The organism is Ochrobactrum soli, from assembly GCF_003664555.1.
Taxonomy (GTDB): domain Bacteria; phylum Pseudomonadota; class Alphaproteobacteria; order Rhizobiales; family Rhizobiaceae; genus Brucella; species Brucella teleogrylli.
In genome coordinates, this window is sequence record NZ_RCHH01000008.1 from 12,639 (window position 1) to 26,299 (window position 13,661).

Sequence of the window (13,661 nt, forward strand, 5' to 3'; positions counted from 1 at the left end):
CACGAAAAGAAAAGGGCCGCTGATGCGGCCCTTTTTGTTAGCTCCTGTGTGGAACAGCGTTTGCAACCGACAGATCATCAAGGCCGATAGCACCTTCCACCCGGTCGCTGCGCGCCATGAGGTAGAAACCGAGCCCGGAGGTCAGCACCGCGATAAACACCAGATACCAGGCGTGGGCCATCGGGTTGACCGCCAGCATCGTCGTCACGATCACCGGCGTCAAGCCACCGAACACCGCATAGGAAATGTTATAGGAGAAAGACAGGCCGGAGAACCGCACCGGGGCCGGGAATGCGCGCACCATGACATAGGGCACCGCGCCAACCATACCGACGGAAAGTCCCATCACCGCATAAAGCGCAAACAGCACCGGCAGCGACGTACCGGCAAAGCTGTAGAAAACGAAGGTGGCAATGCCGAAGAAAACACCGGCCACCGCGAAGAAACGTCCGCTGCCGATACGGTCAACGATAGAACCGGCAGTCACAGTTCCGAACATCAGGAAAAGCGTGCCGAAGCTGGTCGCGGCAAGCGACTGCAAAGGCGTATAACCATAGAGCTTTTGCAGGAAAGTCGCCGTCATCAACGTGGTCACAACGATACCGGCTGACAAGATCCAGGTCAGAAGCACGGAGATGATGACACCGTGCATATGCTCGCGCAGAACGGTCTTCAGCGGCAGCTTGTCTTTCAGCAAATGGCTGTTCTTCATCGCGGTGAAGATCGGGGTTTCTGCCAGCCAGCGCCGCAGATAAACCGCGAGCAGACCAAAAATACCGCCGATGAAGAACGGAATGCGCCATGCATAGGCGGAGAGTTCTTCCGGGGTGAAAATCCAGTTGATGGCCGTGGCGATCAACGAACCAATCATGATGCCGAGCGTCAAGCCGGAACAGAGAAAGCCGCAGGCCATGCCGACCCGATTGGCAGGCACATGTTCCGCCACAAAGGTCCACGCGCCGGGAACCTCGCCGCCAATGGCCGCGCCCTGCAACATGCGAAACACGATGAGCAGGATCGGCGCGCCGACACCCAGCGTCGCATAAGTGGGCAGGCAGGCCATGGCCAATGTCGAGATCGACATCAGGAACACCGAGAAAGCGAAAACCCGCTTGCGCCCAAACTTGTCGCCGAAATGCGCCAGCACGATGCCGCCGACCGGGCGCACCAGATAACCGGCTGCGAAAATGCCGAAAGTCTGGATCATGACCAGCCAGTCCGGCATATCCGGCGGAAAGAACAGATGCCCGATGACGCTGGCAAAGAACACGAAGATGATGAAATCATAAAACTCCAGCGCGCCGCCAAGGGCCGAAAGGCCAAGGGTGCGGAAATCCTGTCCATTCAGCGGACGGGGGCTAATGCCTTGCGCGTGCGTGTTCATCGATGCCATCGATCCTGTTCTTTACTGGCTTTTTCGTCAGGTCATTGCTTTGCAAAACCCCGCTTTACCGGGGCCGAAATGTAATGCGCCAAACAAGCCCGCACCGCAAGACTTGACTTTCAGCTGACTCATTATAACTTTAGAATAATTCTAAACTGATGGATTTGATTATGCTGAGTCGATTTTTCCGCAACGGTCGTCGCCCGTTCGATTCGCTTTCCGAACAGGAAATCCTTGCGCTTGCCATCTCGTCTGAAGAGGACGATGCGCGCATCTATCTCGCCTATGCCGATGGCTTGCGCGAAGAATTCCCGCAGTCGGCGAAGATTTTCGAGCAGATGGCGGCGGAGGAACACGGGCACCGCGATGCGCTGATCGAGCGGCACCGCGCGCGTTTCGGCGACCATATTCCGCTCATTCGTCGCGAACATGTCAGCGGCTATTATGACCGCAAGCCCGACTGGCTGGTGCGTCCGCTGGGCATCGACAAGGTGCGCGACGCGGCCTCCGAGATGGAAGATCAGGCCTATCGCTTCTATGTCGAGGCCGCAAAGCGCGTCACAGATGCGGCCACGCGCAAGCTTTTGGGCGATCTGGCGCTTCAGGAAAAGCAGCACGAGGTTAAAGCCGAATCGCTGGAACATGAGCTGACGCCCAAAACCGTACAGGACGAGGAGCGTGCGCTGGAGCGCAAGCAGTTCATCCTCACCTATGTGCAGCCCGGCCTTGCGGGTCTGATGGACGGCTCGGTCTCCACCCTTGCGCCGATCTTTGCTGCCGCTTTTGCTACGCAGGACACCTGGCAGACTTTTCTCGTTGGCCTGTCCGCCTCGGTCGGCGCGGGTATCTCGATGGGTTTCACGGAAGCCATTCATGATGACGGTAAACTGTCTGGCCGTGGTTCGCCGATCAAACGCGGCCTGTCCTGCGGTATCATGACGGCGCTGGGCGGCCTCGGCCACGCTTTGCCCTATCTGATCACCGATTTCTGGACGGCTACGTCTCTGGCGGTGGTCATCGTGTTCTTTGAACTCTGGGCGATTGCCTTCATCCAGAACCGCTTCATGGAAACGCCTTTCTTCCGCTCGGTCCTGCAAGTGGTGCTGGGCGGCGCATTGGTTCTGGCGGCGGGTATTCTGATCGGCAACGCCTAAACTGTTGCCACACCCTGAGGAGACGCCATCGTCCCCTCAAAACCGTCGATGGCGATGCGCCCCTGCCGGGAGACGGTGACAAAGCTGTTTGCCGGCACGGCCATCCAGTTGGCGGCTTCGCCATCCAGCGGCTCCGACACCACACAGATGCCGGACGATGCGCCAAGCGTCGCGGTATAAAGCGTCGGCGCAAAGGCGTCGGTGGCATAGCGGATTGCATAAAGCTGGTTGCCATCGGAAAAGGCGGCTGTCAGCCGCAGAAACGGAGGCACATTGGCCTTTCCGGCTTCATCCACGATCGTCGCCACCATGCGCTTCATGGCCTGAACCGGATCGCTGTCGAGGCCGAATTCCAGCATCAGCAGAAAGATCAGTTCGGAATCGGTTGCGCCGTGCTTCTGCGCATAGACATGATCGCTCAGATGCGCTTCCAGCCTGCGGCGCAGCCGGTCGAAACTGCCGATCTGCCCGTTATGCATGAAGCTCCAGCGCCCGGAAACAAAGGGATGGCAGTTGGAACGGCTGGTTAGCCCGCCCGTCGAGGCGCGCACATGCGCAAGAAAAAGGCGCGACCTGATTTGTCGCGCCAGACTACCAAGATTCTGATCGGACCAGGCTGGCAGAATATCCCGATAAAGGCCCGGTTCGGTGCGATGCCCATACCAGGCGACGCCGAAACCATCGCCATTGGTGCGTGTTTTGGCTTCATGCGCATCGTGGCTTTGCGCCACGAGCGAATGGCAGGGAGACGAAATAATGTCTTCCAGATAGGTCTCAGGTCCGAGATAGGCGGCCCAACGGCACATGTGCGATCCGATATAAACGTGTCGCCCGAAAGCGGAAACCGCGTAACTCAGCGACCTCTGTTATGCGTCCGCTCATAAAGCTGACGGACGATGGTGCTTGCAGTCTTTTCGAACAAAAATGGCAAAAATGCATGGATCAAAGCAGCAAAGGCTGCCCCGAACAGTTTGAATGAAAACCGCGATGCAAATGCCATATGCTCGAAATAGGTCTCGTCGACCGATGCGGGATGGTCGGTGAAAATGCGGGTAATACGCGTCGTCATTGCAAGTGCTCCCGTTTGATTGAGAAATTCATTCTCTTATGCCCTGCGCTTAAGCGCCTTTCTGGAAAATCATTTTAGCAAGAAAGAGGAAGATGAAATCTCAAAATATCCTTGAAATCTGTAAAAAATTGGGACAATCATCCCACCATGATAGCATCTATGGACGAGATAGACCGCAAAATATTGGGAGAACTGCAAATTGACGGCACATTGTCCGTTGATTCTCTGTCGGAGCGCGTGAACCTGTCGCGCAATGCGTGCTGGCGGCGGGTCAAGCGCATGGAAGAGGAAGGCATCATCAAGGCGCGCGTCGCGCTGGTGGACGCCGAGCTGGCGGGTTGCGGCCTGTCCGTGTTCATTCTGGTGCGCACATCCAGCCATGATCCGGAATGGCTGGCCAAATTCCGCAACGCCACGGCGCGTTTCCCGGAAATCGTCGGTGTCTACCGCATGACCGGCGATCTCGATTACGTGCTGAAAGCGCGGGTCACCGATGTGAAGGCTTATGACCGGCTCTATCAGCAACTGATCGCCAGCGTTCCGCTGTCGGATGTTTCGGCTTCCTTTGTGATGGAAGAAATCAAGGAAACCACCGTCGTCCCGCTCGACCTGCGCTGACGGCAGCGTCAGATCGGCTATACACGAAAAAAGCATGATCCTGTGCCGTACTATCATTGCAAAACGCCAAATAGGCGGTACACCTTTGATCTGTTTTCACGTATGAGCGTCGCCAATTTGAATTCCCGCAGGAAAGGCTCCCTCATGACCGCAGCATCCGCTCAAGCACCAACGCTCGGCATTATTCGCCTCGAACATGCGAAAGGCCTTGAACTTCCCGCCTATGAGACCTCCGGTTCTGCAGGTATGGACCTGCGCGCAGCCGTTGCCGAAGACCGCCAGATCGTGCTGTTGCCCGGACGCCGGACGCTGGTGCCGACGGGTCTGATCTTCGAAATCCCGGAAGGGTTTGAAGTGCAGATTCGTCCGCGCTCCGGCCTCGCCTTCAAAAACGGCATTACCTGCCTCAACACACCGGGAACCATCGATTCCGATTATCGCGGCGAGGTGAAGGTGCTGCTGGTCAATCTGGGTGACGATGATTTCCGCATTGAACGCGGCATGCGCATCGCACAGGCAGTCTTTGCACCCGTGGTACAGCCGAAGATCGAGGAACGCACTGAGGTGACCGAAACCACGCGCGGCGCGGGCGGCTTCGGCTCGACCGGCACGGCCTGAACAAGCGAAATAGCTTGAATGAGAAGCCGGGCGAAATGCCCGGTTTTTTGGTTTGGGCGTTACTGTGTCAGCGCCGCCTGTTGGCAGATCACGCCGGTCACTTGCACATCGGCTTGGCCTAGTTTGACACCGAGCAAATCCAGAAGAGCAAAGAGCAGATTGTCAAGCAGTGCTGAGATAGGCGTGAGAAGAGCACCGAGAAGACTGAAAACGCCGCTTAAATCCAGAGAAATCAAACCCAAATCTACGTTCACTTCCATCTTCGAAAGCAGGGCGGATGTGAGTCCCCCCAGGAGCTTGGTCGACGAGGCAGTTTGGATTTTTTTATTCTGTATGTCGCTATAACTGAAGTTGAGAATTCTTTGGACATCATCTCCCAACGGAATTTCTGCCTTCGCATATACATCGGGTCCAATACCCAAAACCTTTATTTGCGCAATCTTCTTGCTGGTGACCACCGGCTTCTTGTTGAGATTTTTAAAGTCGGGATCGCTTAGATTTCCAAGGTAAACCCCAGCAATTCCGGTCGTCACACCAATGCCGACTTTCGCACTTTGCGGCCCCGCCGGGCAGCTTACGCTTTTCAGTTCCCCTTCCGCCGAAGCAACATCGACATAGATGGGTAATTTCAAATCTCCGAGCGTAATGAGCCCGAGAACCGAGCTGTTTAACAGCCCCACATAGAGCGATATTCTGATTTGAGCGGTGCGAACGAGCGAACCGAGAGCGCCAACCCTGAAATATGGAGTCGATTGGGCTGGTTCGCCGATAGCGACACTGACCGTAACGGTTGCAAGCCCGCCAAGGTCGAGCCCTGTTCCAACGTCGATCTGGTGCTTGCCACCCAAGATTGCGGATGCGGTCACAAGCTGCAAGACATTGGCGGTGATGTTGTAATTGCCAGCAGACCCTATACTGGCATTCGCCAGAGAACCAAGCCCAAGCAGTTTTCCGACTGGCAGTTTGGTGGAAAGTGCTGCAGCATTTTTTCCAAGAACATTGAGCGCCGCCTTGGCTGTTGCGTTGTTGGTCACGACATCCGCCATCACCTTTGCCAGAACGCCGACTGACACATCCGTGTTCAACAGCTGGTCGTAAGTCCCGGCGGTCAGCCCAACCTGCGGCGCCAGTTTGTCGAGAAAGCCAAGCAGATTGATATCGGTGGCGGCAAGCGCGTTATAATCCAACAGCTTGAGATTGAGGGTTGTACCCAACAAACCGCCGAGAAGTCCGTTCAACGCGCTTTCATTCGTGTTCAGACTGGCCAATCGGGAGCCGATGGAAAAGGCCGCTTCCGCATGGGAGGCGGCCATGCCGCTCGCGCTGACCGCAGGGCGATCCATCAGCGCCTGACCGAAATAGAGATTGCCAGGTTTTGCGAGCGTCACCCGCACGGCATCGGGACTTGTTCCACCTGCCACGAAGCGCGAGCCGACAGCAATCGATTTATCGGCGGTATATTTGCCGGTCTCCACCCAGACACGCGTGAGATTATCCGTCTTGCCTTTCACAACGGACGGATCGTAAGCGCCCGTCATCATGACCGGATCAAGCCCGTTGGCCTGCAATTGCTTTTTCACCGCGTCGCTAGCAGTGCCTATTGCGCTTGCGCCACTGATAGCCGCCAGATCGGCCATGTTCTGCAATTGCCGTCGCTCCAGATAGAGCGAGCTTGAATCGATGGTGAGTGCAGCGATTGCCAGAAAGAGCGGCGCGACAAGGGCCGCCATCGTGGCCAGATTGCCTTCGCGCGCCTTGAGAAACCGTAAGCCCCCCGCCCGCATGTCATGTCCCTCCGAGCCGGATTGTCGAGGCACGCGTGATCGTCTTGCCCGGCAAAGGCAATCCCGTGAACAGATTCCAGATCGGCAGATTGGCCGCGTTATAGCTGATCGTGACTGTGAACTGGCTTGGATCAGACGCGGCATTGTCGATTGCGGTCTCGATCTGCGCCGGGTTGATCAGCGTGTATTTGGCCGCGTTTTTCTGGATATAGGTCGTGGCAAGCGTCTGCCGCTCCGCCGCATCGATGCCCGCAAGGGCCGTGCGCGTCGCATCCGCAGCCAGCTGCTGCACGGCATTGGCCGCCCCAAGATAAATGCCAAAGGCGATCACGCCCATCAGCAGCAGCAGAAAAACCGGCGCCAGTATCGCAAACTCTACTGCCGCAGTTCCCACTTTATTACGTGGAAAAAGAACAGCAGATCTTAAACTCTCCTGAAACCATGCTTTTCTCTTCAACGATGGGGAATTAATCGTTTTAACTGTGTTCCCGCAGTCCATATGCCCTCCCGTCCAAGAGCAGATAAACTTTTATGTATATACATCACGAATGAACATGCTTCATGCACGCGCATTCAACTGTTTGACAGAAGAAATGCGTTCGATTTTTATTTTTATTACTTTTCATATTAACGCCGTCGATGCCATATCAACATAAAATAATTTAATAAAAGCTAAATAGATAGAAACAGCAAAACCTTATTGAACTCGCAGTAAATTATAACCACAAGTTGCACAAAATAACGGCAGTTACGCAGCTTCCCTTGTTTACCCGCGCAAGTCTACGGCGAAAGCGACCACCCGCCAACCAGTCCCCGAAGCGTCGACAATGGCTGGTTGCATGACAAATAATTAAGATGAAATCTTGAGTGCGAAAGTTTAGATAACCCGAAGCACCACTTTATTGGGAGAAGTACGGGCACGCTTCGGTTATCGGGCGTGCAGGCTTGCGGCCAGAACGGGTGCTTTTCACGGACAAGGCATGGTTTTCCCGCGAGAGCGGGGATTCAAGAATTCAGGGGATTTAACGTTGGGCACATCTTCCGCTTCATCCGGTTCGGGCCAGAAGGCGACATTGTCGCAAAAGCGCGCCTTCGGCAAACGCCGTCGCTGGTGGCTGTGGCTGCCCGCTGCGGTCATTGCTGTCGGCGCTGGCTGGTATTTCTTCGATGCGCGCGCAGCCGGAAATGAAAAAAGCAGCTATCTCGCTGAAACGGTTGTGCGTGGCGATATTGAAAACGCGATCACCGCGGTGGGTACAGTCAGCGCCCTGCGCAGCATCAATGTCGGTGCGCAGGTCTCGGGACAGCTCAAAAGCGTGCAGGTGGAAGTTGGCGACCAGGTCACGGAAGGCCAGTTTATCGCCGAGATCGATCCCTCTCCCTTCGAGAAGAGGGTTGAGATCGCCAGCGCGCAGCTCGACAATTTGAAAGCCCAGCTTCTCAGCAAGGAAGCGCAACTGACGCTCAAGAAGCTCAACGCAACGCGGCAGAAGTCCCTGCTTGCCACGCGCGGCGTTTCTCAATCGACAGTCGATCAGGCCGAAGCCGATCTCGCCATGGCCGATGCAGATGTGAAGGCGCTTGGCGCGCAAATCCGCCAGCAGCAGTCGCAATTGGCGAGCGACACGGTCGATCTCGGCTATACCAAGATCAACAGCCCCATGGCGGGCACCGTCGTCGATCAATCCGCCAAGGAAGGCGAGACGCTGAACGCATCGCAAACCGCGCCGACCGTCGTGACGGTCGCCGACCTCAAGGTCATGACGGTCGAAGCGCAGGTTTCCGAAGCGGATATCGCCAAACTGAAGCCCGGCATGGAGGTTTATTTCACCCTGCTCGGCCAGCCGGAAAAACGTTTCACGGGCACGCTGCGCCAGATCAAGCCGACACCTGCCACCGAAAATAACGTCGTGCTTTATTATGCGCTGTTCGATGTGCCGAACCCGACCGGCGAGCTCATGATCAATATGAGCGCGCAGGTCTATTTCGTGATCGATTCGGCCAAGGATGTGCTGCTCGTTCCAACCTCTGCGCTGAGCTTCAAACGCCGCGATCCTTCCGGTGAGGCGGGAGGTCAGCAAGCCGAACGCCCGCAAGGACAGCGCAACGGCACCCGCAATGGCGGCAGCCCGCGTGAGGGCCAGCATCGCGGAAAACCACAGATCATCGTCAGGGTCGTTGACGCAAATGGCGCTATCGCCGAGCGCACGGTCGAAGTCGGCGTGCGCAACCGCGTGCAGGCCGAAATCAAAAGCGGACTGGAGGAAGGCGACAAGGTCGTCGTCACCAGCGCTTCGGGAACTTCGTCCGCTGGAAATGCCAATGCACGTGGCGGTCGTCGCCCCGGCGGCATGCCCTTCTTCTGAGGACGTCCCCCATGCAAGACGCGCCCCTCATCCGGCTTGAAGAGATCAGCAAGACGTATCACAATGGCGACCTCGCCGTTGAGGTTCTGCATGGCATCAGCCTCGACATCCGTGCGGGCGAGTTCGTCGCCATCATGGGTGCTTCGGGTTCAGGCAAATCCACCCTCATGAATATTCTGGGCTGCCTCGACAGCCCGACTGGCGGGCAATATCGGCTCGATGGTGAGGATGTTTCCACCCTCGATGCCGATGCGCTGGCCGCCCTGCGCCGCCGCACATTCGGCTTCGTCTTTCAGAACTACAATCTGATCTCGACATCGACCGCGCAGGAAAATGTCGAGGTTCCGGCGATCTATGCAGGCATGCCCGCTGCCGAGCGTCACGAGCGGGCAGCCGAACTGTTGAACTCGCTGAAGCTCGGAGACCGTATCGACCATCGTCCCAACCAGCTGTCGGGCGGTCAGCAGCAGCGCGTTTCCATCGCGCGCGCTTTGATGAATGGCGGACGCATCATTCTCGCGGACGAGCCAACGGGCGCGCTCGACAGCCAGAGCGGCGAGGATGTGATGGAACTGCTGCGCAACATGCATCAGCAGGGCCACACCATCATCGTCATCACCCACGCCCGCGAAGTGGCGGAGCGCGCAGACCGGCTGATCGAGATCAAGGATGGCGAAATCCTGTCCGATACGACCAAGCGGGGCATTCCAGACCGGCAGGCGCCGCAGCGCTTGCAGCGGGCGGGCGATGGACATGCCGCGCGCATTGCCGATATTTCGGAAGCCGTAAAAATGGCCATGCGCGCCTTGCGGGCCAATATTTTCCGCACGGTACTGACGCTTCTCGGCATAATCATCGGCGTCAGTTCGGTGGTGACGATGCTCGCCATCGGCACCGGCGCGCAAAATTCGATCCTCGACCGCATCAACGCCATGGGCACCGACCTGGTGCTGGTGCGCCCGTCCATGACGGGTTTTCGCGGCTCGGGCAGTATCGCAACGCTTGTGCCAGCCGATGCGGACGCGATCCTCGAACTGCCGAACATCAAATCCGCCGTGCCGGAAGTGACAGGCACAGTCACGCTCAGGCGCGGCAATGTCGATTACCAGTCACAGGCCAACGGCACGGTTCCGGCTTTTTCGGAGGCCAAATCCTGGAAGCTCGCGACGGGCGATTTCATCACGCAGAACGATATAACCTCCTATGCGCCGGTTGCCGTGCTCGGAGCCACCGTGGTCAAGACGCTGTTTCCGGATGGCAGCAATCCGATCGGCCAATATATTCTGATCCAGAAAATCCCGTTTCAGGTCATCGGAACGCTTGCGCCGAAAGGGGCTGGCTTCGGCGGTACGGATCAGGATGATGTGGTCATCGTTCCGCTTTCGACCGGCAATCTGCGCCTGTTCGGCCAGAAATATGTGCGCACCATCACCGTGCAGGTGATGGATGCGGACCTCATCAACACGACACAGGAGCAGATTCAGGGCCTGCTCGACGAGCGCCACAAGCAGCGTGACACGATGATCACCAATATGTCGTCGATTCGCGACGATGCGGCGGCCATGGGCAGCACCATGACGCTGTTTCTCGGTTCAGTTGCCGCCATCTCGCTTCTGGTCGGCGGTATCGGAGTCATGAATATCATGCTGGTCAGCGTGACGGAGCGCACACGCGAAATCGGCGTGCGCATGGCCACCGGCGCAAGGCGGCGGGATATCCTCCTGCAATTCATCACGGAAGCGCTCACTGTCTCGGCCATTGGCGGCGCTTTCGGCGTGGTCATCGGCCTTGGGGCCGCCGCCATCGCCGGTTGGGCCGGACTTTCGGTCGGTTACAGCATCGGACCGGTTCTGCTGGCTTTCGCCTGCGCCTTCGCAACAGGGCTAGTCTTCGGCTTTCTGCCTGCCCGCAAGGCGTCGCGCCTACTTCCAGCCGTCGCGCTGTCGTCCGAATAGGACACAGCAAAAAGCCGGTCTGGTTCCTCCAGACCGGCTTTTTTTCGAATACACGCTCGAGAACTTACTTGAACATCAACGGCACGCTGATCGATTTGCGCGGCTCGGCGAGCGCTGGCGGCGGAGCGGGTACGGGTGACGCACGACGCACCGCTTCAAGTGCAAGCTGATCAACCGCAGGGTCACCCGACGACCCGGCCACACGGGCCGACAAGACAGTACCGGTAGGATCGACAACGAATGTCACCGTCACAAGACCCCGGGCGTTGCGCATTTTGCGCTGCAAGTACCGGGTATTGCGATTCAGGTGAGAAAAAAGCTTCGCTTTCCATTTGTCCGAATTGACACCGGCCGACGCGTTATTCTGACCACGGCGGTTTGCAGCCGCCTTCGGGCCGTTATCGGCATCCATGCGCGGCGCACTGGCCTGACGGGTCTCAGGTGCCTTTTCCGCCTTCTTGGGCTTCGGCTTCTCAACCTTTTGCGGCTTGGGCTTTTCAGGCTTCGGCTTTTCAACCTTCTTGGGTTCTGGCTTCGGCTCGGGCTTTGGTTCCGGCTTTTCAACCGGCATGGGTACGGCCACTTCCGGCTTTTCAGCCTCGACCACATCCGGAATAATCTCTTCCGGCTTCTCCTGAACTTCCGGCTCAGGTTGCGGCTCGGGTTCCGGTGGTGTTACCTGCTCGGGCTCTGGCGGCGTTGGCTCTTCAGGTTGCGGTTCCGGCTGAACGACCGGCTCAGGCTCGACTTCCTGCGGCGCTTCCGCCGTTTCCGGCTGTGCCTCATCAGCAACCTGCTCTTCCATCGGAGCCATCGGCTCCGGCGCAAGCTCGACTACCATAGCCGCAACCTCAGCGCCATACGGCTGCTCTTCTTCCCGCATCTGGTGGATTGCATAAGCACCAGCCGCATGCACAGTCAGCACAAGAATTCCCGCGCCGATCCAGCGTCCCGCATCATGCCAGAAGGAATGATGATGGGCGTCGGCAGAAGCCACCTTCACGGGAGGATGATCGGGCGGAAGTGCGTTCATTGTGCCGCTCCGGGCGCAGCAGGCGCCGGTGCTGGGGACGCAGAAGCAGCGGGAGCAGCCGCGCCAACGGTTTCGAGGCCGACCAGCGCGATCTTGAGATAGCCCGCTTCACGCAGCGAATTCATGATGCGCATCAGCTCTTCATAAGGGACGGTTTTGTCGGCGCGCAGGAAAACGCGCGTTTCCTTGTTCTTCTCCGAAAGACCATCCAGTGCCGCCCCCAGACGCTCGCGCGCCACGACATCATTGCCAACGCTGACGCTCAGATCTTCCTTCAGCGTCACATAAAGCGGCTTGTCGGGACGCGGCGCGGCGGCAGCGGTCGATGCTGGCAGATCAACCTTCACGTCCACGGTCGCAAGCGGCGCTGCCACCATGAAGATAATGAGCAGAACCAGCATCACGTCGATGAAGGGCGTTACGTTGATCTCGTGATTGAGTTCGAGATCGTCACCACCGCCTTCGCGAACTTTACTCGCCATGATGCCTACTCCGCTGCGTGCAGCGTGCCTTCACGCACGCCAGCTGCCCTGAAATCCAGATCGCGGCTGACCAGACGTTCAACGCCTGCCGATGCATCGGCCAGAAGCGAACGGTAGCCGGTGATCGCACGGGCAAAGACGTTATAGATCACAACCGCCGGAATAGCGGCGACAAGCCCGATGGCCGTGGCGAGCAGCGCTTCGGCGATACCCGGAGCTACCACGGCCAGATTGGTCGTCTGCGCTTCGCTGATGTTGATGAAGGAATTCATGATGCCCCAGACGGTGCCGAACAGACCGACAAATGGTCCAATCGAGCCGATGGTGGCGAGAATGCCGGTGCCCTTGGACAGGCGACGGCCAGCCTTGGCTTCAATGCGGGACAGGCGCGACGAAACGCGTTCCTTCAGGCCCTCGCCGCCAGCCCGCGCCAGTGCGGGGCTGGAGAGACGAACCTCGTCTTCTGCGGCGCGCACCATGATGGCGCCCGGACCCTTGACGCCGTCAAGCGCGCGGACGGCTTCGGAAAGCGTGGCGGAATGACCGATGGTCTTCAGCGCCTTGTTAGCCCGGCGGCGAGCGCCAGCCAATTCGAGCGACTTGGCGACCCAGATGGTCCATGTTGCGAGCGAGGCAAGACCGAGACCGATCATCACCGCCTTCACGATCCAGTCGGCAGCCATGAACATGCCCCAGGGCGACAGATCATGCGGAAGGCTGGCATCGCGCTCTTCAGCGGCAGGCTGGCCAGCGATTACGGGCTGTGGCTCGGCTTGCGGGGCCGAAGGGGCAGGCGCTGCCGGCGCAGGCTGGGTGGCTGGTTGAGTGGCTGCGGGCGCAGTTGAAGGATTGGGCTGTGTCGCCTCTTGAGCCAATGCCGGACCAACGCCCAGCAAGACAATGCCCATCGCCGCAGCCATGAAGCCTTTCCGACAGAAACCAGTCATCTTGATCGCCTTTTGATTGTTCAACTCGGGCGCCAAGGACGACCCATCACGCACGCCGCAGCGCTGCTTGTTGAACCCTTTTTAACCCCCAATAATATGATGATGCAAGTCATGTTTTGTTGTAACTGCCTTTTTCTGCCAGCTTTTGTGGGAGGTGGGGCCTGTCAAACCCCTTATAAATAGCTGTTGCATAATGCGGACAAATCAGACCTGATAACCATGTCGGATGTGTTCGTCTCCCTGATCAACAA

At 57.9% G+C, this 13,661-nt stretch carries 13 protein-coding genes; 5 read left to right on the forward strand and 8 right to left on the reverse strand.

Annotation, left to right across the window (positions count from 1 at the left end):
• Positions 1-37: 37 nt before the first annotated feature.
• The gene (locus D8666_RS14715) at positions 38-1,393 is read right to left on the reverse strand and encodes an MFS transporter (protein WP_121538522.1); all 1,356 of its coding nucleotides are present in this window, start codon (positions 1,391-1,393) and stop codon (positions 38-40) included.
• Positions 1,394-1,554: 161 nt separating this feature from the next.
• Between D8666_RS14715 and mbfA the strand changes: the two genes are divergently transcribed.
• Entirely contained in the window at positions 1,555-2,538 is a 984-nt protein-coding gene (mbfA, locus tag D8666_RS14720; protein WP_121538709.1) for an iron exporter MbfA, read from the forward strand.
• On the opposite strand, the gene D8666_RS14725 is transcribed toward mbfA, so the two are convergent.
• Entirely contained in the window at positions 2,535-3,344 is an 810-nt protein-coding gene (locus D8666_RS14725) for a class II glutamine amidotransferase (protein ID WP_121538524.1), read from the reverse strand. The two genes, mbfA and D8666_RS14725, sit on opposite strands and share 4 nt — an antisense overlap.
• A 47-nt stretch (positions 3,345-3,391) precedes the next feature.
• On the reverse strand, positions 3,392-3,607 hold the full coding sequence (locus D8666_RS14730) for a DUF6356 family protein (protein WP_121538526.1): 216 nt from the start codon (positions 3,605-3,607) through the stop codon (positions 3,392-3,394).
• 147 nt (positions 3,608-3,754) lie between these two features.
• Between D8666_RS14730 and D8666_RS14735 the strand changes: the two genes are divergently transcribed.
• Both D8666_RS14735 and dut read left to right on the forward strand, forming a co-directional pair.
• The gene (locus tag D8666_RS14735; protein ID WP_109369715.1) at positions 3,755-4,225 is read left to right on the forward strand and encodes an Lrp/AsnC family transcriptional regulator; all 471 of its coding nucleotides are present in this window, start codon (positions 3,755-3,757) and stop codon (positions 4,223-4,225) included.
• A gap of 144 nt (positions 4,226-4,369) precedes the next feature.
• Positions 4,370-4,843: a dUTP diphosphatase gene (gene dut / locus D8666_RS14740; protein ID WP_109369716.1), complete on the forward strand. Its 474-nt coding sequence runs from the start codon at positions 4,370-4,372 to the stop codon at positions 4,841-4,843.
• Positions 4,844-4,902: 59 nt separating this feature from the next.
• On the opposite strand, the gene D8666_RS14745 is transcribed toward dut, so the two are convergent.
• Together D8666_RS14745 and D8666_RS14750 are read right to left on the reverse strand one after the other, a co-directional pair.
• Positions 4,903-6,627 (reverse strand): pilus assembly protein TadG-related protein, encoded by a 1,725-nt coding sequence (locus tag D8666_RS14745; RefSeq protein ID WP_121538528.1) that lies wholly within the window; start codon positions 6,625-6,627, stop codon positions 4,903-4,905.
• A 1-nt stretch (position 6,628) separates the two neighbouring features.
• Positions 6,629-7,021: a TadE family protein gene (locus tag D8666_RS14750; RefSeq protein ID WP_235858975.1), complete on the reverse strand. Its 393-nt coding sequence runs from the start codon at positions 7,019-7,021 to the stop codon at positions 6,629-6,631.
• A 634-nt stretch (positions 7,022-7,655) separates the two neighbouring features.
• Between D8666_RS14750 and D8666_RS14755 the strand changes: the two genes are divergently transcribed.
• Together D8666_RS14755 and D8666_RS14760 are read left to right on the forward strand one after the other, a co-directional pair.
• On the forward strand, positions 7,656-8,993 hold the full coding sequence (locus D8666_RS14755; protein ID WP_121538530.1) for an efflux RND transporter periplasmic adaptor subunit: 1,338 nt from the start codon (positions 7,656-7,658) through the stop codon (positions 8,991-8,993).
• Between the two features lie 11 nt (positions 8,994-9,004).
• On the forward strand, positions 9,005-10,948 hold the full coding sequence (locus tag D8666_RS14760) for a MacB family efflux pump subunit (protein ID WP_121538532.1): 1,944 nt from the start codon (positions 9,005-9,007) through the stop codon (positions 10,946-10,948).
• Between the two features lie 64 nt (positions 10,949-11,012).
• Here the strand turns inward: D8666_RS14760 and D8666_RS14765 are convergent, their stop codons facing one another.
• From D8666_RS14765 to exbB, 3 genes are read right to left on the reverse strand one after another with little or no spacing between them, the layout of a single operon-like run.
• Complete coding sequence (locus tag D8666_RS14765) at positions 11,013-11,981, reverse strand: energy transducer TonB family protein (protein WP_121538534.1); 969 nt, start codon at positions 11,979-11,981, stop codon at positions 11,013-11,015.
• The gene (gene exbD / locus D8666_RS14770) at positions 11,978-12,463 is read right to left on the reverse strand and encodes a TonB system transport protein ExbD (protein ID WP_121538536.1); all 486 of its coding nucleotides are present in this window, start codon (positions 12,461-12,463) and stop codon (positions 11,978-11,980) included. Before exbD ends, D8666_RS14765 begins: the two co-directional genes overlap by 4 nt.
• A 5-nt stretch (positions 12,464-12,468) precedes the next feature.
• Entirely contained in the window at positions 12,469-13,446 is a 978-nt protein-coding gene (gene exbB / locus D8666_RS14775) for a tonB-system energizer ExbB (RefSeq protein ID WP_121538538.1), read from the reverse strand.
• Between the last annotated feature and the right edge of the window lie 215 nt (positions 13,447-13,661).